Origin of the sequence: Streptomyces sp. NPDC001852 (genome assembly GCF_042891825.1) — a bacterium.
In the GTDB taxonomy this organism is placed as follows: Bacteria; Actinomycetota; Actinomycetes; order Streptomycetales; family Streptomycetaceae; genus Streptomyces.
Map to the genome: position 1 here is coordinate 62,877 of NZ_JBIATN010000033.1, position 20,443 is coordinate 83,319.

18 protein-coding genes and 2 pseudogenes are annotated in these 20,443 nt (G+C 70.5%); 13 read left to right on the forward strand and 7 right to left on the reverse strand.

The window, feature by feature from the left end:
• Window positions 1-16 precede the first annotated feature (16 nt).
• The 3 genes from asnB (at window position 17) to ACFYZB_RS38910 (ending at window position 4,196) form a co-directional block, all read left to right on the forward strand.
• Window positions 17-1,843, forward strand: coding sequence for an asparagine synthase (glutamine-hydrolyzing) (asnB, locus tag ACFYZB_RS38900; RefSeq protein ID WP_388766502.1), 1,827 nt, complete (start codon window positions 17-19; stop codon window positions 1,841-1,843).
• Window positions 1,844-1,854: 11 nt separating this feature from the next.
• Entirely contained in the window at window positions 1,855-3,117 is a 1,263-nt protein-coding gene (locus ACFYZB_RS38905) for a cytochrome P450 (protein WP_388766504.1), read from the forward strand.
• Window positions 3,118-3,257: 140 nt separating this feature from the next.
• A complete protein-coding gene (locus tag ACFYZB_RS38910; RefSeq protein ID WP_388766506.1) occupies window positions 3,258-4,196 on the forward strand; it encodes an L-tyrosine/L-tryptophan isonitrile synthase family protein in 939 nt (312 codons plus the stop codon).
• 34 nt (window positions 4,197-4,230) lie between these two features.
• Here ACFYZB_RS38910 and ACFYZB_RS38915 read toward each other — a convergent pair.
• Window positions 4,231-4,829: pseudogene (locus ACFYZB_RS38915) on the reverse strand (HoxN/HupN/NixA family nickel/cobalt transporter); the annotation flags it as partial.
• Between the two features lie 138 nt (window positions 4,830-4,967).
• Here ACFYZB_RS38915 and ACFYZB_RS38920 point away from each other — a divergent pair.
• The gene (locus ACFYZB_RS38920; protein ID WP_388766570.1) at window positions 4,968-6,377 is read left to right on the forward strand and encodes an IS4 family transposase; all 1,410 of its coding nucleotides are present in this window, start codon (window positions 4,968-4,970) and stop codon (window positions 6,375-6,377) included.
• Between the two features lie 11 nt (window positions 6,378-6,388).
• Here the strand turns inward: ACFYZB_RS38920 and ACFYZB_RS38925 are convergent.
• Window positions 6,389-6,741, reverse strand: a pseudogene (locus ACFYZB_RS38925) (HoxN/HupN/NixA family nickel/cobalt transporter); the annotation flags it as partial.
• Between the two features lie 379 nt (window positions 6,742-7,120).
• Here ACFYZB_RS38925 and ACFYZB_RS38930 point away from each other — a divergent pair.
• Window positions 7,121-8,218: an IS110 family transposase gene (locus ACFYZB_RS38930; RefSeq protein WP_388766508.1), complete on the forward strand. Its 1,098-nt coding sequence runs from the start codon at window positions 7,121-7,123 to the stop codon at window positions 8,216-8,218.
• Window positions 8,219-8,307: 89 nt separating this feature from the next.
• Here the strand turns inward: ACFYZB_RS38930 and ACFYZB_RS38935 are convergent, their stop codons facing one another.
• Window positions 8,308-9,141: an S-methyl-5'-thioadenosine phosphorylase gene (locus ACFYZB_RS38935; protein WP_388766509.1), complete on the reverse strand. Its 834-nt coding sequence runs from the start codon at window positions 9,139-9,141 to the stop codon at window positions 8,308-8,310.
• A gap of 611 nt (window positions 9,142-9,752) precedes the next feature.
• Here ACFYZB_RS38935 and ACFYZB_RS38940 point away from each other — a divergent pair.
• From ACFYZB_RS38940 to ACFYZB_RS38955, 4 genes are all read left to right on the forward strand, one after another.
• Window positions 9,753-10,889, forward strand: coding sequence for a molybdopterin-dependent oxidoreductase (locus tag ACFYZB_RS38940; protein ID WP_388766510.1), 1,137 nt, complete (start codon window positions 9,753-9,755; stop codon window positions 10,887-10,889).
• Window positions 10,886-11,299, forward strand: coding sequence for a hypothetical protein (locus ACFYZB_RS38945; RefSeq protein WP_388766512.1), 414 nt, complete (start codon window positions 10,886-10,888; stop codon window positions 11,297-11,299). The genes ACFYZB_RS38940 and ACFYZB_RS38945 overlap by 4 nt, the downstream gene beginning before the upstream one ends.
• 130 nt (window positions 11,300-11,429) lie before the next feature.
• Entirely contained in the window at window positions 11,430-11,969 is a 540-nt protein-coding gene (locus ACFYZB_RS38950) for a hypothetical protein (protein ID WP_388766514.1), read from the forward strand.
• Between the two features lie 52 nt (window positions 11,970-12,021).
• Window positions 12,022-13,074, forward strand: coding sequence for an NAD-dependent epimerase/dehydratase family protein (locus ACFYZB_RS38955; protein WP_388766515.1), 1,053 nt, complete (start codon window positions 12,022-12,024; stop codon window positions 13,072-13,074).
• 75 nt (window positions 13,075-13,149) lie between these two features.
• On the opposite strand, the gene ACFYZB_RS38960 is transcribed toward ACFYZB_RS38955, so the two are convergent.
• Window positions 13,150-14,262 (reverse strand): sensor histidine kinase, encoded by a 1,113-nt coding sequence (locus ACFYZB_RS38960; protein WP_388766517.1) that lies wholly within the window; start codon window positions 14,260-14,262, stop codon window positions 13,150-13,152.
• A complete protein-coding gene (locus ACFYZB_RS38965) occupies window positions 14,252-14,980 on the reverse strand; it encodes a response regulator transcription factor (RefSeq protein ID WP_055706174.1) in 729 nt (242 codons plus the stop codon). The genes ACFYZB_RS38960 and ACFYZB_RS38965 overlap by 11 nt, the downstream gene beginning before the upstream one ends.
• A 142-nt stretch (window positions 14,981-15,122) precedes the next feature.
• On the opposite strand from ACFYZB_RS38965, the gene ACFYZB_RS38970 reads away from it, so the two are divergent.
• The 4 genes from ACFYZB_RS38970 to ACFYZB_RS38985 are packed head-to-tail and all read left to right on the forward strand — an operon-like array spanning window position 15,123 to window position 18,809.
• Entirely contained in the window at window positions 15,123-15,848 is a 726-nt protein-coding gene (locus tag ACFYZB_RS38970) for a glycosyltransferase family 2 protein (protein WP_388766519.1), read from the forward strand.
• A complete protein-coding gene (locus tag ACFYZB_RS38975; RefSeq protein WP_388766521.1) occupies window positions 15,845-16,486 on the forward strand; it encodes a DUF2064 domain-containing protein in 642 nt (213 codons plus the stop codon). Before ACFYZB_RS38970 ends, ACFYZB_RS38975 begins: the two co-directional genes overlap by 4 nt.
• Window positions 16,483-17,352: a class I SAM-dependent DNA methyltransferase gene (locus ACFYZB_RS38980; protein ID WP_388766522.1), complete on the forward strand. Its 870-nt coding sequence runs from the start codon at window positions 16,483-16,485 to the stop codon at window positions 17,350-17,352. The genes ACFYZB_RS38975 and ACFYZB_RS38980 overlap by 4 nt, the downstream gene beginning before the upstream one ends.
• Window positions 17,349-18,809: a glycosyltransferase 87 family protein gene (locus ACFYZB_RS38985; protein WP_388766524.1), complete on the forward strand. Its 1,461-nt coding sequence runs from the start codon at window positions 17,349-17,351 to the stop codon at window positions 18,807-18,809. The genes ACFYZB_RS38980 and ACFYZB_RS38985 overlap by 4 nt, the downstream gene beginning before the upstream one ends.
• On the opposite strand, the gene ACFYZB_RS38990 is transcribed toward ACFYZB_RS38985, so the two are convergent.
• Entirely contained in the window at window positions 18,806-19,699 is an 894-nt protein-coding gene (locus tag ACFYZB_RS38990) for a class I SAM-dependent methyltransferase (protein WP_388766527.1), read from the reverse strand. The two genes, ACFYZB_RS38985 and ACFYZB_RS38990, sit on opposite strands and share 4 nt — an antisense overlap.
• Window positions 19,696-20,115, reverse strand: coding sequence for a hypothetical protein (locus ACFYZB_RS38995; RefSeq protein WP_388766529.1), 420 nt, complete (start codon window positions 20,113-20,115; stop codon window positions 19,696-19,698). Before ACFYZB_RS38995 ends, ACFYZB_RS38990 begins: the two co-directional genes overlap by 4 nt.
• Window positions 20,116-20,443: the final 328 nt, after the last annotated feature.

Sequence of the window (20,443 nt, forward strand, 5' to 3'; positions counted from 1 at the left end):
GCAAGGAGTCACCCGTATGTGCGGAATCACCGGCTGGGCGAGCTTCCACCACGACGCCCGCAGCCAGGTCCCGGTCATCGAGGCCATGACCGCCACCCTCACGCCCCGCGGCCCCGATGCCGGAGGCGTCTGGCTGGGCGAGCGTGCCGCGATCGGCCATCGCCGCCTGGCCGTCATCGACCTCGAGGGCGGCGTGCAGCCGATGGCCGACCGTCCCGAGCAGCCGGACATCGTGCTCACCTACAGCGGCGAGGTGTACAACCACCACGAACTGCGGACCGAGCTGCGTGGCAGGGGCCATGTCTTCCGCACCCGCAGTGACACCGAGGTGGTGCTGCGCGCCTACGCGGAGTGGGGCGAGGACGTCGCCGACCACCTGGAGGGCATGTTCGCGTTCGCGGTCTGGGACGAGCGGGCGCAGCGGCTGCTGCTGGTGCGTGACCGGCTCGGCGTGAAGCCGCTGTGCTGGGCGGCCGTCGACGGCGGTGTGGCCTTCGCCTCCGAGCCCAAGGCCCTGTTCGCCCACCCCGAGATCCAGCCTCGGGTGGATGCCGACGGGCTGCGGGAGGCGTACAGCCTGCTGTTCAACACCGGGCCGACGGTGTGGTCCGGGGTACGGGAGGTCGAGCCCGGCGGGCTGCTGGTCCTTGACCGGCATGGCGTCCGCGAGCGCCGCTACTGGCAGCTTGAGGCCAGGGACCACGGCGACGACCAGGACACGACGGTGGAGCGGGTCCGTTCGCTGGTAAGCGCGGCGGCCCGAAGCCAGCTCGAGGCCGACGTCCCACTGTGCAGCCTGCTCTCCGGCGGCATCGACTCCACCGTCCTGACCGCGCTGCTCGCCGACGAACTACGGCTGCGCGAGGGGACGGAGGCGAGGATCCGCTCGTACGCCGTCGACTACAGCGACCAGGCCGAACAGTTCACGGGCGACGTCCTGCGCACCGGCCACGACACCCCGTACGCCATCGAGGCCGGCGCATTCATCGGCACCGACCACAGCACCGTCGTCCTGGACCCGCGTGCTCTGCTCGACCCCGAGCACCGCAAGGCGGTCGTCGTGGCGCGTGACTCGCCGATCGGTGTGGGCGACATGGACACCTCGCTGTACCTGCTGTTCGGCGAGATACGGCGGCACTCCGCCGTCGCCCTGTCCGGCGAGGCTGCCGACGAGGTCTTCGGCGGCTACCCCTGGTTCCACAACCCCAAGGCGCTCAGCGCCGAGACCTTCCCGTGGCTGTTGGTAATCGGCGACGAGGCCGCCATGCCGCTCAACCCCGAACTCAACCTCCGCATCGGGGAGTTCCGCGATGACACGTACCGCAGCGCGCTGGCCGCCGTACCGCACACGGACGGCGAGAGTCCCGCCGAGCACCGGCAACGCGAGATGCAGCACCTGTCCCTCACCCGCTGGCTGCGCCAGCTCCTGCACCGCAAGGACCGGCTGAGCATGGCTCAGGGGCTGGAGGTGCGGGTGCCGTACTGCGACCACCGGCTCGTCGAGTACGCCTTCTCCACGCCCTGGGCGCTGAAGAGCTTCGACGGCCGTGAGAAGAGCCTGCTCCGCGCCATCGGCACGAGCCTCGCCCCGGACTCGGTGCTGTACCGGCCCAAGAACCACTACCCGGCGACCCACCACCCCGACTACAACCGCGGCCTGCAGGACATGGCCCGCGACGCGCTCGCCACCGAACAGGTCCGGGCCCTGGCCGACGAGACCCGGATCAAGCCCTGCCTGGACACCCCACCCGACCGGCTGGAGTGGGGCCACCGCCTGCGTCTGGAACGTGTCGTCGACCTTGCCCTGTGGTTGGACCACCACCGCCCCGAACTCGCCCTCTGAGGAGCCTTCGCATGACCATCCAGGAGCCGATGCCCGGCGCCGATCCGGACGTCCTGCCCGATCCGGTCCCGCTGATGGGCTGCCCCTACAAGGCCGACCCCTACCCCCTGTACGAGCAGATGCGCGAGGCCGGCCCGGTCCACCGCGTCCTCTTCCCCAGCGGAGTGCAAGCCTGGCTCGTCACCGGCTATGACGCCGCCCACGCCGCGCTGAACGACGAGCGCCTGGGCAAGAACCACGACCGCGGCAACGACCGCTGGCGCGCCCGCGCCTCGATCATGCCCGAGCCCCAGCACTCCCAGCTCCAGGTCCACCTCCTCCACCAGGACCCGCCCCAGCACACGCGCATGCGCCGCTTCGTCACCGACGCCTTCACCCCACGCCGGATCGAGAGCCTGCGCCCCCGCTTCCAGGAACTGGCGGATGCGCTGATCGACGCCCTGCCCGAGTCCGGCCCGGCCGACCTCGTCACCGGCTTCGCCGCCCACTTCCCCTTCCAGGTCCTCGCCGAAGTCATCGGCCTTCCGCAGGAGCTCGCGGCCCGCTTCGACCGCGACTGGGGCAAGGTCGTCCAACCGGTCGGCCCCACCGACCCAGGCCGCCCGCTGTATGAGGCGCGTCTGCACGGCCTGCAGAGCTACATCGCCGACGTCGTCGCCCACAAGCGCGAACACTGGGACGACGACCTGCTCAGCCGCCTGGTCGTGGCACGCGACCGCCGTGAGCTGTCCCAGGAAGAGCTGGACTCCATGATCTTCCAGCTCCTCGTCGCGGGCCAGGAACCCGTCACCAACCAGATCACCACGGCCCTGATCGCTCTCTTCCGCAACCCGGACCAGCTGGCCCGGCTGCGCGACGAACCGGACCTGCTGCCCCGCGCGGTGGAGGAACTCCTCCGCTACGACAGCGCCTTCGAGCTCACCACCTGGCGCTTCTTCGACAAGGACAGCGACCTGCACGGCACCGAGGTCCCGGCCGGTGACTCCGTGATCGTCTCCCTGTGCGCCGCCAACCGCGACCCGCGCCGTTTCCCCGACCCCGACGTCCTCGACTTCCACCGCAGCCCCAACCCCCACCTCGCCTTCGGCCACGGTATTCACTTCTGCCCCGGCGCGGCCCTCGCTCGCGCCGAACTCCAGATCGCCCTGGGCGCCCTGCTCACCCGGCTGCCCGGCCTACATCTCGCCATCAAAGTCGAGGACATCGAGTGGATCCCCGCCGTCCTCGGTCGCGGCACCAACAGCCTGCCCGTCGGCTACGACCGACGCCTTTGACACCGACGTACCGCTGACCGTGTCCGGCCACACCGGCCGGACCGGTCTCGGCTGACCCAAACCCGCTGCCCACTGGCGCCTGGCGTGCATTCCCGCCACGGCGCCATGTCGACATGCCCTCGTACTCCAGGAGGAACGACATGCCCCTGACGACCGCGTCAGACGCCCTCCCCACCCGCATCGGCACCGAGATCCTCAACCTGCTCCTGCCACATCACCGCACGGCCGACCGCGCTCCCGTTGCCGCCCCTGCGGAAGCGTTCCCTCATCAGTTGCGCCGCATCGCCGACTTCGTACACGAGGGCGCCCCGGTCGTCTTCACCCTGCCCGGCTTCCCCTGCAAGTCCCCCAACCCCGCCAAGGTCCTCGGCCACCTCCCCGACCAGGGTGAACGCCTCTCCCTGACGTTCCTGAACACCCTGTGCACCGAGATCGAGCGGATCTACGCGCCCGGCGCCCGGGTGATCATCTGTTCCGACGGCCACGTCTTCGGTGACCTCATCCACGTCCCCGACCACCACATCGACGCGTACGCCGACGACCTGCGAATACAGATAGCCCGACTGGGCCTGGACAGACTGTCCGTCTTCGACCTCCGCGACATCCTTGGCGACCTCCCGCACGACACGAAACGCGCCCGCGTCCACGACCACTACGCCCCCACCCTGGACGCACTGCGTGCCGAGGTCCGTGCCGACGACCAGGCCCTCGCCCTCTACCGGGGCATCACGCGCTTCCTCGTCGAGGACACCGCCGACTGGACCGGCACCCGCTCCGCCCTGCAGCGCGCATGCCGACAACGCGCCTACGGCGTCATCCAGCGCAGCCGCGCCTGGGGCAACCTGATCGCCGAGCACCACCCCCACGCCGTACGCCTCTCGATCCACCCGCAACCCGTCGGCGCCCCGAAATTCGGCATCCGCCTCCTCGACGCCCCCGACGCCTGGACCACCCCCTGGCACTCCGCCGCACTCCACCGCGCCGACGGCACCTGGACGCTCGTCCCCCGAGCGACGGCGGCCCGGCTGGGCCGTCTGATCCAACGCGACGGCAGGCCCAGCCACTTCGTGCACAACTGATCAGGCCGGGGTTACGGCGACGGCCACAGTGCCGTCAGCCGGTGTCCGCGGCGCGGGCGCTCCAGCGCTCCTCGACCTTGGCCAGGCGCCAGTGGGCGATGGCTACGGCCCAGACGACCACGAACAGACCGATGATGACGTAGCCGACGTTGTCCAGGTCCAGGCCCGAGATCCAGCCGGTGACGTCATCGTCGAGGCCGAGCTTGTCGTGCAGGACGCCGACCAGTTCGATCGTGCCGATGAAGAAGGCCACCGCGATGGACAGGCCGGTGATGGTGAGGTTGTAGAACACCTTGCGCACCGGGTTGGAGAACGCCCAGTGGTAGGCGAAGTTCATGAACGTGCCGTCGAGTGTGTCGAACAGGCTCATACCGCCGCGAAGAGCAGGGGCAGGCACAGAACCGCGCACCAGGGCAGGCCGGCGGCGGCGCCGTTGCCGGCCAGGGCGAGGAGCAGAACCTCGGTCGAGGTGTCGAAGCCGATGCCGAAGACGAAGCCAAGAGGGAACATCTGCCCCGGTCGGAGGATCGGCTTGGTGAACCGGCCCAGGAGGCGGTTCATCAAGCCGCCCGAGTCCAGGTGCGCTTCCAGCTCCGCCTTGTCGCAGCGTCCGGCGCGCATGGCCTTAAAGACCAAGCCCGGGAAGTTAGGCCGTTGGGTGTGGTGTCAAGCGGTTCGGTGAAGTCGGGGTAGGCGAACGGGGCTCCGCGTAGGACGGGAGTCGACCAAGACACCGTTCCTGCAGGAGCCCCGTTGCATGTTCAGTCTGGCATGCCCGCCGTCGGCCGAAGTGCCTTCGCTGCCGGGCATCTTGGAGAGCTGACACAGATCGTCACGCCGCAGCTGGTGGACGAAGTACTCGCCGTGACTCGACGGGTTCAGAAACGTGTGCGCAAGCTGCCCTCTCGGGTGGTGGTGTACTTCGTGCTGGCCATGGCCCTCTTCCCGGGCTGTGGCTATGGCGGAGTATGGGCGTCGATGACCGCGGGGCTGCGCTCACGGGCCGTCGAGCCGTCGGCCGCTGCACTACGAGCGGCCCGCCGCCGGGTGGGAGTAGAGCCGTTGGCCGTGCTGTTCGGCCGGCTGCGCGGCCCCGTGGCCACCACGGCAACAGCCGGCGCATTCTGGCAGGGGCTGCGGCTGGTGGCCTGGGACGCCACCACCGTGGAGGCAGCCGACACCGCCGCCAACGTGGCTGTCTTCAAGCGACACCGCTCCGGACACGGCCCGGCCGGCTATCCGCAGGTGCACCTCTCGGCGCTGGTGGAATGCGGAACCCGCGCCCTGATCGACGCGGTCTTCGGCCCCCGCACTGGCGGCGAGGCCGGACAGGTGCGCCGACTGCTGCCCAGCCTCGTCCCGGGCATGCTGCTGCTGGCCGATCGCGGCTACGACAGCTACGCACTGATGCGTGAGGTCGCCGACACCGGCGCCGATCTGCTGTTCAGATCCAAGACCCGCCACCCGATGCCGGTCTTGCAAGCACTGCCCGACGGCTCGGGCATCTGCTTCCTGCCCCTGCCCAAGCACTCCATCCGCTACCACCAGTGGGTTCGCAGCGGCGGCATCCCGCCGCAGGTCCACGGCCTGCTTGCCCGGGTCATCGAGGTGACCATCGCCGTCACCACCGCCGACGGCGACACCCGCACCTCCTCGATGCGGCTGCTGACCACCCTGCTGGATCCCGACCGCTACCCGGCCGCCGACCTCGCCCAGCTCTACCACCAGCGCTGGGAAGCCGAAACGACGTTCTTCGCGTTCAAGGCCACGCTGCGCGGCCCCAACCAGGTCCTGCGCTCCCACCACCCCACCGGGGTCAACCAGGAGATCTACGCCTACCTGATCACCTACCAGGCCCTACGGATCGCCACGGGCCAGGCCGCCGACACCGCCGGCCTCGACCCTGACCGGTTGTCCTTCACTGTCGCCCTGCGCACCCTCCGACACAGCGTGATCAGCGCTGACCGCCACTCGGCCGGCATCACCGCGGCCCTGCTCAACCCCCGCCACCTCCACCCCGGGAAGCGACGGCACAGGACCAGCCCGCGCACCGTCAAACGCACGCTCTCGCCCTACGCCTACAACAAGCCCAAGGCAGGTGCCAGCTGGGCAAAACGCCGCATCACCAGCAGCTTTACCGTCACGCCAAGAGTCGCCTTGACGAACGACACCAGCCCCTAACTTCCCGGGCTTGCCTTAAAGACCCGGATGATGCCGAACAGGGCGACGAGGTTGAGGGCGGCGATCAGGTACAGGAAGCCGCCGGAGACCGTGATGCCGATGGTGCCGAGGACTTGATGGGTTCGGGAGCCGTCGTTCATCAAGGTGCCGGCAAGCTTCGCGCCCCCGGCGACCAGCGCGGCCAAGACGACGACCACGCTGGAGTGCCCGAGCGCGAACCAGAAGCCCACTGACACGGGCCGCTTGCCGTCGGCCATGAGCTTGCGGGTGGTGTTGTCGATCGCGGTGATGTAGTCGGCGTCGAAGGTGTGCCGCATGCCGAGGCCGTGATGCCCAGGCCGACCCCGAACGCCTTGGAACCAATGCTCCGCAGGGCCACAAGCCGTTCGTCAATGCCGGTCACGAATCGGCGAGTAGTCAGCACGGTGTCAGCCCGTCAAAGCCAGGTTGGGCGCCGGTTCGTTCGAAGCCATCCGGCAGTGATCGAGCCACGACGTTATGCCGGGATCGATGGGACGGTTGCACAGTGCCGTCCCGGACGGGGTCTGACTCATGAGATCTATGACCGACGTGTCCAGTCACAGGCTTGTCGACTGTCGTTGCGGGATGGCGACTGCTGGTACCGAGCCACAGGGCGTGTCCCAATAGGGGCCTTGCCGAGGATCAGGCGCCATTACGGTTCAGACCGCCCGAGCGGGCCGGTGCCATCCACCAGCATGTCAACACGCGGGAGGCGGACCACCATGACGACCAGACAGCGCAGCACCTCCTCCAGTACGGATCCTCCCGTGCGGAGAGAGGTCGTACTGGGCGTGGACACACACGGTGAGGTGCACGTCGCCGCCGTGGTGTCCCCGCTGGGGAAGATCTTGGGCACCGAGTCCTTTCCGGCGACGGTGGCCGGCTACCGGCGGCTGCTCGTGTGGGCCCGCAAGCGGGGGACGGTGCGCCGGGCCGGTGTGGAGGGCACCGGCACCTTCGGCGCCGGCCTGGCCCGTTACCTGCTGGCGCAGCAGGTCGAGGTATATGAGGTGAACCGGCCGGATCGCTCGGCCCGCCGGCTGCTGGGGAAGTCGGACCCGCTCGACGCGCAGGCCGCCGCGCGGGCCGTGCTCAGCGGCCGCGCCCGGGCCCGAGCCAAGTCCGGCGACGGTCCGGTGCACAGCGCCCGGATCTACAAACTCGCCAAGGACTCCGCTGTCAAGGCCCGCACCCAAGCGATCAACCAGCTCAAAGCCGTCCTGGTCATCGCCGACCCCGCCCTGCGGGAACGACTGTCCAGCCTCGGCAACGCCGAGCTGTTCCGCACCTGCGCGGGCCTCGGCTTACTCGACGATGAGGGAGACGATGACGCGGTAGCCCAAGCTACCCACATGCCCCTGAGCATGCTCGCCCAGCGCATCGAACAGCTCACCGCACAGATCAATGAGCTGAACCAACGCCTGACCCAGCTCGTCGAACGCCACGCCCCACAGCTGCTCGTACCGGTGGGCATCGGCCCGGACAGCGCCGTCACTCTCCTGATCACCATGGGAGACAACCCCGAGCGACTGAACACCGAGGCATCCTTTGCAGCTCTTTGCGGAGTCAGCCCCATCGAGTACTCCTCCGGGCGGCGAATCACGCGACGGCTCAACTACGGCGGCGACCGGCAGGCAAACGCCTCCCTGCACCGCATCGTCTTCACCCGCCTGCGTCACGACCCGCGCACCCAGGCGTACTACGAACGCCACACCCAGGAGGGCAGAACCCGTCGTGAGATCATCCGATGCCTCAAGCGATATGCCGCCCGGGAGGTCTTCAACCTGGTCGGGACGGTCCCTACCGACCCCCCGTTATAGGGGCGTCTGCGAAGCGAGCCGGACATGCGATACCGGCCGACTGGGTAGGACGACGTCCCGCTGTCGGGACACCCTCGAACCCTGTGCGGCTAGGGTAGTTCGAAGCCCGGGTTCATTCCGCCGAGCGCGTTCACGCACAGGCAATCCCGTTCCTCGATGGTGGGCAGCGCGGCCACCGCGTCGAACAGCACGCCCCGCAACCGGTCCACATTCGCCGCGAAGACCTTCAGCACCTCGTCGTGCGAGACGCCCTCCCCGGTCTCCGCCCCCGCGTCGAGGTCCGTGACCATGGTCAACGACGTGTAGCACAACTCCAGTTCACGGGCGAGCGCAGCTTCGGGATGACCGGTCATGCCCACCACGGACCAGCCCTGCGCCCGGTGCCACAACGATTCTGCGCGGGTGGAGAACCGTGGCCCTTCGACGACGACCAGGGCGCCGCCGTCCACCGGCATCCAGTCCCGTCCGCACGCGGCCTTGAGCGCGACCGCCCGTCCGGCGGGGCAGTACGGGTCGGCCAGGGACACGTGCACCACGTTCGGCACGGTGCCGTCCGGGAGCGGCAGCCCGTCGAAGTACGTCTGCACCCGGGTCTTCGTGCGGTCCACCAGCTGGTCGGGGATCAGCAGTGTGCCCGGCCCGTACTCCGGGCGCAGTCCGCCCACCGCGCACGGGCCGAGAACCTGACGTACGCCGACGGAGCGCAGCGCCCACAGGTTGGCACGGTAGTTGATGCGGTGCGGGGGCAGATGGTGGCCGCGTCCGTGGCGGGGGAGGAAGGCGACCTGTCGGCCGGCGATCACGCCGAGGAAGAGGGAGTCGCTGGGTGCTCCGTACGGGGTGTCGACCTGGACCTCGGTCACCTCGTCGAGGAAGGAGTAGAAGCCGGACCCGCCGATGACACCGATCTCCGCGTTCGTCATGCCCAGCACGCTAGCCGCGCCGGCACAGTTCGAGATCACGGCATCGGGAAACGTCATGCTCTCGAAAGGAATTCGGCCGCCCAGCGCAGGTGCCCGCCGTTGGAGTCGACAGTTCGGCGAGTTGGGTACGCACTGACCTGTTCCGGGCTGTCAGGACCGCTGCGGGAGGGACGGCCGTTGGGGCGGAGGCCACGGCGGCCCGGCGGTTCCTGGAGGGCACGCTCCCTCGGTCGAAAGCTGCGGGTGAGGAGTCGGAGGTCAACTTCGCGGCCACGTGGTCGGCGTTGGCCGGGCAGCGACGCGTGTGCGTCCTCACGCTGTGGCTGTCCTGCTCAGGCAAGGCTGTGCACCGGCCCGACCGCCTCGCAGGAGGTGTTCCTGGAAGGCCCGTGTGGAGGCTTCGAGGTGCTGGACGGCGTGTCGGCTGTGCTGCGAAGCGCGGACGCCGGACAGGTTCCCAACTTCCGCCACCTGCCTGTCACACGGGTGGTCAGGACGGCGTCGGGCGGAGTGTCGCGGATGTTGGGCGTGCCCTGTGGCCGGGAGACGTCCCAGTTCCGTAAGGCGGTCGGACGTTCCATGGCGGCCTTCCTCCCGGTGGGATGGAAGGCATGAGATCGCGCTTCTTTCCGCCCGTGTTCAAGGGCCGACTGCACGATGCCCGCACGGCGACCTCGATCGGGCGGTGGCTCGGCCTGGCGTTCGCGGTGTGCTTCTGCACCGGTTTGATCAGTCACTTCATGCAGCACCCGCCGGGATGGCTCGCCAACGAGCTGCCCAGCCGTCCGGTGTGGGGCTACCGGTTCACGCAGGGGCTCCACGTCGCGTCCGGTATCGCGGCGATTCCCTTGCTGCTCGCCAAGTTGTGGACGGTGTATCCCCGCCTGTTCGAGTGGCCCCCGGTGCGCTCGGTGCGGCACGCCTTGGAACGGGTGTCGGTGGCCTTCCTGGTCGCAGCCGCCCTCTTCGAGCTGGCGACCGGCCTGCTGAACACCGCCCAGTGGTACCCGTGGCCCTTCTCCTTCGTGGAGGTGCACTACGCCGTGGCCTGGCTGCTGATAGGAGCGCTGGTGCTGCACATCGCGGTCAAGGCACCTGAGATCGCGGCACACTGGAGCCGTCGCTCGGCGGGCACGCTGTCCCTGCCCGCCGAGGACGCCCCGGATCGGCGCTCCCTGCTCGCCGCGGTGGCAGCGGCGGTCGGCGCCGTCACTGTGACCACGGTGGGGCAGTCCTTCACCCCGCTGAGGGGCCTGACCCTCCTCGCACCCCGCCACCCTGACCATGGTTCCGAGGGCCTGCCGGTCAACCGGACTGCTGCCGCGGCCGGGGTCGGCCTGATCCATGCCGAGCGCTACCGCCTGACCATCGCCGGACCGCGGCCCTGCACGCTGACGTTGGACGAGCTGCGCGCACTGCCCCAGCACGAGGTCGAGCTGCCGATCGCCTGCGTGGAGGGCTGGAGCAAGTCGGCGCACTGGACAGGCGTGCGCGTCGTGGACCTGCTGGAGCGGGTGGGAGCCCCGGTCCACGCGCGGGTACGGGTGGTGTCGTTGCAGACCCGGGGCGGTTACCGGGTCTCCGAGATGGGTCACGAGCACGCCCGGGACCCGCTGACCCTGCTCGCACTGCGGCTGAACGGTGAGGAACTGTCGCCCGACCACGGTTACCCGGTGCGCCTGATCGCTCCGAACCGTCCGGGCGTACTGCAGACCAAGTGGGTCGGCCGACTGGAGGTGTTGTCATGAGGGTCAAAGTGCTGCGACTGCTGGCCGGTGCCGCCGGGCTGGCGCTGATGGGTGTCGGCGCGTCCTTGCTGTTGGACAGGCAGCAGGACCTGATGGGTGTGCTGGAGTGGCTCGGCGGGGCGGTGGTGTTGCACGACGCGCTGGTCGCGCCGCTGGTGCTGCTCGTCGGGCTGGTGCTGGTCCCTAGCGGGGTGCGGGGGCCCATCCGCGGGGCGCTGCTCGTAGGGGGTGCCCTTACCGCGGTGGCGCTGCCGGTGCTGCTGCGACCGGGGCCCCGGGCCAACTCGACGGTGCTGCCGCTCGACTATCCGCGCAACTGGCTGCTGATCCTGGTGGCCGTGGCCACGTTCACGGCTCTGCTGGTGGTGGCGAAGGAGGTCCGACGCAGCCGACGGCGTCCACCTTCGTGACGGCGGCGTCTTACGGGTGTCTTACGCATCGCCGGCACGGGCCCCGCCTGGCGTAGGTCATTCCTACGGTGGCGCCATGCGCACTCTTCGTACGGTGGTCTTCGTAACGGCTCCGCCCCTGTTTCTAGCTGTGGCGGGCCTGGTCCACCCGCGGCATCTCACCGCGTCGACGGCCGCTCACTGGGCGGGGCTGCATGTCGCCCTGCTGCCCGCCTTTCCGCTGCTGGCGCTCGGCCTGCTGGTGCCGCTGTGGGGCAGACCGGGGCGTGACGTCGACGGCGCACTCATCTTGGTGGCCTGGGCCGGGTGTCTTGGCTACGCGGCGTACTACTCGGGGCTGGACGCTGTGGCCGGTATCTCTGCCGGGACGGTGGCGGTACACGGGGTGCATGGGGCGGTGGGGTGGCTGTTCTCGACCGGCGACGAGTTGGGACGGGCAGGGGTGTACGGGCTGACGGTCGCCGCGCTCGCCGCCGGCGCGGTACTGCTGCGGCGCCACGGCGTCCGGGTGCTGCCCGGGGCCGTGGTGGTGCTGGGGGCGTGCTGGTCGTTTCTCGACAGTCACATCTTCTGGCCCCGCGGCGTGTTCACCATGCTCGCTTTCGCCGTGGGCTTCGGTCTGCTGAGCGTGGCGGCGTCCGGCCGGTCCGGAAGGCTTACGAACCCCTGACGGATCCCCGTCCCGGCATCCGCAGACGCGCGGTCAGGCTTAGCGTCGGAGCATGTTGATCCTGGTCACCGGAGGTGTGGGCTTCATCGGCTCGCACATCGTCAGCGCTTTCACCAGTGCCGGGCACGAGGTACGTGTGCTCGACGCGCTCCTGCCCGCCGCCCACCGTACGCCGCCGCCCGTCCCCGATGGTGTCGACTGGCGCCACGCGGATGTTCGCGACAGGGGGGCGGTGGTGGACGCTCTGCGGGGCGTGGACGCAGTCTGCCATCAGGCGGCGATGGTCGGGCTCGGCAAGGACTTCGCGGACGCGCCCGACTACGTCGGCTGCAACGACCTCGGCACGGCCGTACTGCTGGCAGGCATGGCTGCGGCCGGGGTGCGCCGACTCGTGCTGGCGAGTTCCATGGTGGTGTACGGCGAGGGCCGCTACGAGTGTGCCCAGCACGGCGTCGTACGGCCGCGGCCGCGACGGATCGCCGAGCTGGACGCGGGCCGTTTCGAACCACCGTGCCCACACTGTGGCGAGCCCCTGTCCGCCGGGCTGGTGGGGGAGGAGGCGCCGACCGATCCGCGCAACGTCTACGCGGCCACCAAGCTCGCGCAGGAGCACCTGGCCGCGTCGTGGGCGCGGGCCACCGGTGGACGGGTGGCGGCGCTCCGGTACCACAACGTGTACGGGCCGGGTATGCCGCGGGACACCCCGTACGCGGGAGTCGCCTCTTTGTTCCGGTCCGCGCTCGCGCGCGGTGAGGCGCCACGTGTGTTCGAGGACGGCGGTCAGCGCCGGGACTTCGTGCACGTGCGGGACGTCGCGGGGGCCAACCTCACGGCCATGGAGGGGCTGCCCGCTCTGCCGGAGGGTGGCCTGCGGGCGTACAACGTCGGCAGCGGCGAGCCGCACACGGTGGGGGAGATGGCCGCCGCGCTGGCCGCGGCACACGGCGGCGACGCACCCGTCGTCACCGGGGAGTACCGGCTCGGCGACGTCCGTCACATCACCGCTTCCTCGCGCAGGCTCTGCGACGAGCTGGGCTGGAAACCGGTGGTGGACTTCGCCGAGGGAATGGCGGAGTTCGCGAAGGCTGCGCTGCGGTCAGGCTGAGCCTTCCCCGGTGACAACTCGGGGGGCGTCCCTGTACTCCACAGGGACGGCCCTTCTCCGGACCGGGAAATGCACTCAGGCGGCTGTCGGCAGGCGGACCTCGAAGCGGCAGCCGCCGGGCACGTTGTGGACGGCGGCCCGGCCGCTGTGGGCCTCGACGATGCCCCGCACGATGGCCAGTCCCAGGCCCGCACCGGCGGGCGGGGTGCGGGCGTCGGTGCCGCGCCAGCCGGTGTCGAAGACGCGGGGCAGGTCCTCGGACGGGATGCCGCCGCAGCCGTCGGTCACCGAGACGACGACGCTGCCGCCCTCCTCCCGGGCGGAGACGGCGACCGTTCCGTCGGTGGGCGTGCGGTGGATGGCGTTGACGAGGAGGTTGGCCAGGACGCGGGACATCTCGCGGCCGTCGACCTCGATCGGCACCGGTTCGACTCCGTCGCCGATGATCCGCACGCCGTGTTCCCTGGCGAGGGCGTCGGCGCCCGCGATCGCGTCGCCGACGAGGTCGTAGACCGACATGCGGGCCGTGTTCAGGGCGAGCACGCCGGCCTGGATGCGGGAGAGTTCGAACAGGTCGCCGACCATCTCGCTGAGCCGCTCGACCTCCGTGCGGATCCGGGCGTGGTAGACGCTCGGATCGTCGACCATGCCGTCCTCAAGCGCCTCGGTCATCGCCTGCAGCCCGGCGAGCGGTGTGCGCAGGTCGTGGGAGATCCAGGCGACAAGCTCCCGTCGGGACTCCTCCAAGGCCCGCTCGCGCTCCCTTGAGGCGGCCAGCTTCGCACTGGTCGCGTCCAACTCCCGGACCAGTTGGGCCAGTTCAGCCGTGGGAGCGGTGCTTGGCGGGGTGAAGCGGCCCTCGTCACCCAGGACGCGGGTGGCCTCGGTGAGGGCCTGGCTGCCCTTGACGACGCTGCGGCCGAGGACGAGCGCCACCGCGAGGGAGACGATCGCCGCTATGGAGCACACCATGGTGACGACCCACAGGTCGTGATCCGACAGCAGCATCGCCCACGACACGAGCATTGTCCCGGCGAGCATCGCCGCCACGGCGACGGCGGCGACCACGGCCAGCGACAGCGCGACCGAGCGGTTGCGCAGCAGCCTCAGGGCGGCCACACCGAGCAGTCCGGCGGCGCCCGCGCCGATCGCCGCGTACAGGGCGATCAGGAAGGTGTCACGCAGCATCGTCCGCCCCGTTCGCCTCAGGTACATCGAAGCGGTAGCCGACGCCCCACACGGTGTTGATCAGCCGCGGGCGGGCCGGGTCGTCCTCGATCTTCTCGCGCAGCCGCCGTACATGGACGGTGACGGTGGACAGGTCACCGAACTCCCAGCCCCACACGCGACGCATCAGTTCCTCCCGGCTGGTGGCCCGCCCGGGATTGCGCAGGAAGAACTCCAGCAGATCGAACTCCCTGATGGTCAGGGCAAGTTCCCGACCACTGCGGGTGGCTCGGCGAGCCGTGGCGTCCAGAGCGAGCGGTCCGGCCCGTAGTCCGGTCAGGCGCGGTACGGACGGTGCGCTCCGCACCGCCGCCAGCGCTCCCGCACGGCGCAGCACCGACTGCACCCGCAGGACCAGCTCCCTCGGGCTGAAAGGCTTGGTGACATAGTCGTCGGCCCCGACCTCCAGGCCGAGGATGCGGTCCTCCTCGTCACCCCGCGCCGTCAGCATGATCACGGGCAGCGGGCCGGTCTCGCGGATTCGGCGGCAGACCTCCAGCCCGTCCATGCCGGGCAGCATCAGGTCCAGCACCACCAGTTCCGGCGGCTGCGCGGTGGCCCTGGCCACGGCGGAGGGACCGTCGGCGGCCACATCGACGTCGAAGCCCGCCCGGGTCAGGTATCCGGCGACGACCTCGGAGACGGTCGGGTCGTCGTCCACGACGAGTACGCGTTTCACGGTATCGAGTCTCACACTGCCCCGCGGCTGTCAGGGGGAGTGGTGGCGGACGTCAGAGATCCGTAAGGACTGCCGCCGACGTCAGAGATCTGTAAGGACGCCAAGTCCCTTACGCCCCTTTTGTGTTCGTAGGGTGAGTGGGGTGATCTCGACTTCCCCCTCTTCTCCCGCCCGGGTCGATGTGGTGCTGCCCTGTCTGGACGAGGCCGAGGCCCTGCCGTGGGTGCTCGACCGGATCCCGCCCGGCTGGCGCGCCATCGTGGTCGACAACGGCTCCACCGACGGCTCGGCGGGCATCGCCCGCGCATTCGGCGCCCACGTGGTGACCGAGCCGGTACGCGGCTTCGGCGCCGCCTGCCACGCCGGCCTGATGGCGGCCACCGCAGACGTCGTCTGCTTCTGCGACTGCGACGCCTCCCTCGACCCCGCCCTACTGCCGGACATCGCCGCACCTGTGCTGGGCGGCACCGCCGATCTGGTGCTGGGCCGGCGGCGCCCCACGTCCCCCAAGGCGTGGCCCGTGCACGCGCGCCTGGCCAACCTGGAGCTGGCCCGGCTCATCCGCAGGCGCACGGGGGTGCGCCTGCACGACCTCGGCCCGATGCGCGCCGTCCGCCGCGAAGCCCTGCTGGCCCTCGACCTGACCGATCGGCGCTCCGGCTACCCGCTGCAGATGGTGGTGCGCGGCGCCGACGCCGGCTGGCGGGTGCGCGAGACGGAGGTGCCCTACCACCCGCGCACCGGCCGCTCCAAGGTCACCGGCACCTGGCGAGGCACCTGGCAGGCGGTACACGACATGCGTGCCGTGCTCGCCGAGACACCCGCCACCACGACCGCCGTCACCGGCGTGCGGGGAGTCGGACGATGAACGCCCTGCCCCCGGTGACCCTGCTGGTGATCGCCAAGGAACCCGTGCCCGGCCGCGTCAAGACCCGGCTCACCCCGCCGTATACACCTCAGGAAGCAGTCACCCTGGCCGAGGCCGCCCTCACCGACACGCTCCACACCCTGCTGCAGGCCCCCGCACGCCGTCGCGTGCTCGCTCTCGACGGCACCCCTGGTCCCTGGCTGCCGCCCGGCTACGACGTCGTACCCCAGAGCCCCGGCGGCCTGGACCAGCGGATCGTCGCTGCTTTCGCCCACTGTGACGGCCCGACGCTGCTGGTCGGCATGGACACCCCGCAACTGACCGCCGACATGATCGCCGACGTCGGCCACGACGGCCACGACGCCTGGTTCGGTCCGGCCGCGGACGGCGGGTTCTGGGCGCTCGGCCTCGCCGATCCTGCCCGGGCCGGTGCCCTGGTCTGTGGGGTGCCCATGTCCACGGACCGTACGGGCGCGATCCAGCGCATCCGCCTGGCCGAGGCAGGACTGGCCGTGAACGACCTGCCGGTACTGCGTGACGTGGACACCGCAGCCGACGCTGCCGCGGTCGCCGCCTTCTGTGCACGCGGCTCCCGCTTCGCCGCCGTCCTCAACTCAATGGCAGAGGTGGTCCGATGAGCGGGACGGCGGTCGGAATCGACTCCGCCGTGGCCGAGCGGCCGGAACCGGCCGTGGCGGAGCCCCGGGCGGAGAACCCGACGGTGGTCAGGGCCAGGAAGCGCATGCCGACGCTCCCCGTCCGCCCCGCCATGCCCGTGGAACCGGGCACCCCGTGGATCGACGATCCCTATGCCCACGCCCTGCGCACCGGACGCGGCCCGCTGTTCCTGCGCCGTCTGTCACACCCTGATCACCCCGACGGCTTCGGCGAGGAGCACGTGCTGCCGCTGGACGTGGAGCGCTGGTGTGCACCTCCCGACGCGGCGGACACGAGCGTGCTGCGCCGATGTACGGGCTCCGTCCTGGACGTGGGATGCGGACCGGGACGCATGGTGGCCGCACTGGCCGCCCGCGGCGTACCGGCGCTGGGCGTGGACCTCAGCCGGGACGCCGTGAAGCGCACCCGGCGCAGTGGTGGCGCCGCCATCCAGCGCTCGGCCTTCGACCGCCTCCCGGGCGAAGGCCGCTGGGGCACCGTGCTGCTGATGGACGGCAACATCGGCATCGGCGGCGATCCCGTCGCCCTGCTCCGCCGCATGCGCGAACTCATCGCCCCCGGCGGGCTCCTGCTGGCCGAAGCCGCCCCGCAGGACGTGGACCAGCGCCTCACCGTGCGCGTCGAGGACGCCCACGGTCACCACGGCAGGGCCTTCCCCTGGGCCAGGCTCGGCACCACCGCGCTCCTGAACGCCGCAGACTCCGCCGGCTGGATCCTGACCGGTAGGTGGACGGCCGTGGGACGCCCGTTCGTGGAACTACGCCGCCGACGCGAGAGTCACCCCGACACGCAGCCCTCGATGACCGAAAGGCCCCACCACTCATGACAGGCAGCGCCCCCACGCGTCGGTCGGTGCCCCGGCCCGCCGAGCCGTTGCCCGACCACCCCGCAGAGCCGGTGATCCGCCACGCCGGTCGTACGCGTACCACCCTGGTCGTGGCGGTGCTCGTCGCACTCAGCGCCGTTGTCATCGGCACCCTCCACGCCGGCGACAACCAGAGCGACCCGGGCCGCCTGCTCGTGGGATACGCCATCTCCTGGGCACTGTTCGCCGCCGGGGTCTGGACCGTGCGTAAACTCCCCGCTCGCGCCGCGACCTTCCTGGTGCTCGCGGGCTCCGCCGCCGTCGCACTGTCCGGCCTGGCGGCACCGCCCCGCACCAGCGACGACATGTACCGCTACGCCTGGGACGGCCGCGTGCAGGCGGCCGGTATCTCCCCCTACGCCCACCCGCCGGCCGCCCCCCAACTCGCTCGTCTGCGGGACGAGTGGCTCTTTCCCACCAGCGGAGCCTGCGACGGCTGGGGACTGAGGCGCACCGACAGCGGCGCGTGCGTCCGCATCAACCGGCCCACCGTGCCGACGATCTACCCGCCCGTCGCGGAGGGCTGGTTCCTCGCCGTTCACGCCCTTTCGCCACCGGGTACTCGTCACAAACCGCTCCAAGTGGGGGGAGCAGCACTGGCATTCGGCACCACCGTCACCCTGCTCGCCGTCCTGCGGCGACGCGGCGACCCGCAACGGGCCCCTGCCCGCGCCGCACTGTGGGGTTGGTGCCCAGCCGTCCCCTTCGAAGCCGTCAACAACGCCCACGTCGACGCCCTCGGCGTCCTGCTCACCGTGCTGGCACTCGGCACCGCCACCGCCGGGGCGCGTCGCGGCGCCCTGCTCGGCGCGGCCATCGCGGTCAAACTGCTGCCCGTACTGGCGCTGCCCGGCGCCCTGTCCGGACAGCGCAGCGCACGACGCATCGGGAGCGTGACGGCGGGTGCCGTCGGCGCGGTCGCGATCGCCTACCTGCCCTACGTCCTGGCCTCCGGCACCAGCGTCCTCGGCTATCTCCCCGGCTACCTGAACGAAGAGGGCTACGAACCCGGCGACGTACGCCGCTTCGCCTTGCTACGGCTGATCCTGCCGGACTCGGCCGCCGGAATCGCCGCTGTTGTCCTGCTCGCCCTGACGGCCCTGTTCGTATGGTGGCGCGGCGACCCGACACGCCCCTGGAGCGGTGCCCTACTGCTGACCGGCACGGCCCTGCTGCTGTTCTCGCCCAACTACCCCTGGTACTCCATGCTCGTCATCGCCCTCGCAGCTCTGGACGGCCGCTGGGAGTGGCTCGCCGTCACCGTGGCCGGCACAGTCCTCTACCTCGCAGGGCGACTGTTGCCCGGATTCCCCCTGCAGGCATGGGCCTATGGCGCTGCCGCTCTCACTGTCGCACTGGGTGCCTGCCTGAGAGGCATGAAGCCGACGCAGCCCCCGCTGAGTTGCTCCGGGCCTTAGCTGCCCGGCCCGGCGCAGTTCACGACATCAAGGCCGCCCGAACCCACGGCATCATCGGCGCCTTGACCCACGCGGGCATACTCTGCCGGGCCGGCAAGGCCACCTGGCCACCTCAGCATGTGGTTGACGTGACTTCGAGCGATCGGTGGCCACGGGCCGCCCTGTCGGCCGTCCGACTCGGTCCGGCCGGCGTCCGTCACTGCGGGGCCCGTGTCAGGGCGGTCACAGGATGATCCCCGGTGAGTGAGAGTGGCAAAGCAGCGGTGCCCGCTCGTCCACTGATCGGTGACGCTGAGAGCAAGGTTGGCGGCGATCCTGCGGAGGGCTCGTCGCCCGAGCCGTGCCCAGGGAAAGAACGGACCGGTCCGGCCGTGGAGGTCCTCGAACCGGGCGGTGCACTGTTCCTCGACGTCGTCGGGGTCGACCTCGACGACGAGGCGCCCGGTGGGGGCGACGAGGCCGCCGCAGCGGCGCAGCAGGCCACGAGGATCGCCACCGATGCCGATGCTGCCGTCGATGAGCAGCACCGTCTGCCAGCCTCTCTCTGCCGGCAGTCGGTCGAAGACCGATCGGCACAGTGCGAGCCCGCCTATGGTGGTGGTCAGGGCGACCGCGCGAGGCGCGATGTCGACCCCGAGGGCGAAGACTCCCCGGCTCAGGAGTGCTCTGCACATGCGGCCCGGGCCGCAGCCGACGTCGAGGACGGGGCCGATGCAGCGTTCCAGTACGGTCTTGTCGGCTGCCGTGGGCTGCTCGTGCCAGCGGTGTACCGGCATCCGGATCCGGCGCCCGTCGGCCAGCCGTAGGTACACCGGTTCTCGGCCGGGGCCCAGGGCGAGCGCGTAGGGGTCCTCGTCGGCGTCGTACAGCTCGCCCTCGTCCGTTGTCACGGTGCTGCGCCGTGCCCTGCGGCGGGTCGGTTCTTGTCGCCGCGGCCGGCCCGCCTCAGGCGGCGCAGTCTCATCGCGAAGGCCACGGCGGAGGCGGCGAAGACTACGCCGGTGATCGCCAGCCATCGGCCGAGGTAGACGCTGTCGGACAGCCCGGTGTCGCCGGGGTAGGGGACCGCCAGACGGAGGACGAGGGGGAACCAGACCAGCAGGAGCAGACCTGACAGGAAGGCGGGGACGCGCAGGTAGTTGATCCACGGCACCGTCGGCCTGTCGGCGGCTCGGTGCCGCAGTACGGAGAGGGCCGACAGGTCGGCCAGCGAGTACAGGGGCAGCAGGATGAGGTCGTGGAGGATCGCCGCACCGACGAACCAGATCGCCACCTCCCAGGGCTGGCCGGCGAACAGGCGCAGCATGGCGTAGCCGGTCAGGGCGAACGAGGCGATCAGGACGAGCAGGTGCAGGGTCCTCGGGTTCTACTCGCTCGTCCTTGCTCCACCGGAGCTCGACCTGCTGTTCGTGGCTCGCCCGTGGGGTGGGGCCGTTCTCCAAGGGAACGGTTGTTCCAGGCCGACCCGCTGCCAGCCCCGTACACAGGGGCGATCGGTATCAGCGGCGCGAGGTTATGTCGTGTGTTAGTCTCACGCGTTTGCGTGGTCGTCGCGGTGGGCGATTCTGTCTGTTCCGTTCGGCTTGTGCGTGGGCTGTCCAAACCTGCCGGGCCTTCCTCGGTAAGTTCCCTTG

What these genes read in the sequence shown, in the direction of transcription:
- ACFYZB_RS38905 (WP_388766504.1), top strand. Translation starts at nt 1,855, where the DNA reads ATGACCATCCAGGAGCCGATGCCCGGCGCCGATCCGGACGTCCTGCCC.
- ACFYZB_RS38945 (WP_388766512.1), top strand. Translation starts at nt 10,886, where the DNA reads ATGAGGGTCAAAGTGCTGCGACTGCTGGCCGGTGCCGCCGGGCTGGCG.
- ACFYZB_RS38935 (WP_388766509.1), bottom strand. Translation starts at nt 9,141, where the DNA reads ATGACGAACGCGGAGATCGGTGTCATCGGCGGGTCCGGCTTCTACTCC.
- ACFYZB_RS38985 (WP_388766524.1), top strand. Translation starts at nt 17,349, where the DNA reads ATGACAGGCAGCGCCCCCACGCGTCGGTCGGTGCCCCGGCCCGCCGAG.
- ACFYZB_RS38960 (WP_388766517.1), bottom strand. Translation starts at nt 14,262, where the DNA reads ATGCTGCGTGACACCTTCCTGATCGCCCTGTACGCGGCGATCGGCGCG.
- ACFYZB_RS38995 (WP_388766529.1), bottom strand. Translation starts at nt 20,115, where the DNA reads ATGCTGCGCCTGTTCGCCGGCCAGCCCTGGGAGGTGGCGATCTGGTTC.
- ACFYZB_RS38920 (WP_388766570.1), top strand. Translation starts at nt 4,968, where the DNA reads ATGCCCGCCGTCGGCCGAAGTGCCTTCGCTGCCGGGCATCTTGGAGAG.
- ACFYZB_RS38975 (WP_388766521.1), top strand. Translation starts at nt 15,845, where the DNA reads ATGAACGCCCTGCCCCCGGTGACCCTGCTGGTGATCGCCAAGGAACCC.
- ACFYZB_RS38940 (WP_388766510.1), top strand. Translation starts at nt 9,753, where the DNA reads ATGAGATCGCGCTTCTTTCCGCCCGTGTTCAAGGGCCGACTGCACGAT.
- ACFYZB_RS38980 (WP_388766522.1), top strand. Translation starts at nt 16,483, where the DNA reads ATGAGCGGGACGGCGGTCGGAATCGACTCCGCCGTGGCCGAGCGGCCG.
- ACFYZB_RS38910 (WP_388766506.1), top strand. Translation starts at nt 3,258, where the DNA reads ATGCCCCTGACGACCGCGTCAGACGCCCTCCCCACCCGCATCGGCACC.
- asnB (WP_388766502.1), top strand. Translation starts at nt 17, where the DNA reads ATGTGCGGAATCACCGGCTGGGCGAGCTTCCACCACGACGCCCGCAGC.
- ACFYZB_RS38955 (WP_388766515.1), top strand. Translation starts at nt 12,022, where the DNA reads ATGTTGATCCTGGTCACCGGAGGTGTGGGCTTCATCGGCTCGCACATC.
- ACFYZB_RS38930 (WP_388766508.1), top strand. Translation starts at nt 7,121, where the DNA reads ATGACGACCAGACAGCGCAGCACCTCCTCCAGTACGGATCCTCCCGTG.